General features: G+C 64.4%; 1 protein-coding gene. It reads right to left on the reverse strand.

The features are described from left to right. Positions 1–599, reverse strand: a 599-nt coding sequence (locus EN925_RS38395) for an amidohydrolase family protein (protein WP_164894804.1), incomplete at its 3' end; no start/stop codon positions are given. Between the last annotated feature and the right edge of the window lie 101 nt (positions 600–700).

The following is a 700-nucleotide window of genomic DNA, read 5'->3' on the forward strand; positions in this document are numbered from 1 at the left end:
ACATCATCCAGCGAGAAGGTGCGGACGTTCTCCTTGAAGGCGGCCGCCGCACCGGCGTTGATCACCTTGACCCCAAGCGCTCGCGTCGAAGCGACCGTCCAGGCGACATAGTCCTCGATCATCGTCCGGGGGGCGTCGTCGCGGATCATCGACAACAGGAAATCGTCATTGCCGAGAATGGCAAGGGTCGCTTTGTCGATGATCGGGATGTCGGCCAGTTCGAGATGCGTGTGCAGCGCCGCTCCCGGCGACATCGCCGGCTCGACGACCGTCGTAAAGCCCATCTTTGCGTAGAGGCAGCCGGTCTGGAAGGTCGACCAGCCGGCATTGGAGAGCGGCGTCATTGCTGGCCGCAGCTGATGGGCGGCATGCTGTTCGGGCAAGAGCAGCCGCGCGGTGTTCACATTGCCGCCACCGATGTGGGAGTGGATGTCGATGGCGCCAGCCATCACGATGCAGCCGCTGGCTTCGATGGTCCGGTCGGCCGCCCCTCCCGCCGGCGCCGGAACGATCTTGTCGTCCTTGATCCAGAGGTCGCCCTTGTCGAGACGGCCGTTGACGGGATCGATGATGTCGCCGCCGGCGATTTTCGTCAGCATGGCAGTGCCTCGGCGAAAGCGTGGGTAGCGATCAGGCGGATGATCGTCGCGGCGGAGGGCAATTGCGAGGCTGCTTGCGCATCGATCGACCTGAGCGAGCC

The organism is Mesorhizobium sp. M7A.F.Ca.US.006.04.2.1, assembly GCF_004022915.1.
Classification (GTDB): Bacteria; Pseudomonadota; Alphaproteobacteria; order Rhizobiales; family Rhizobiaceae; genus Mesorhizobium; species Mesorhizobium ciceri.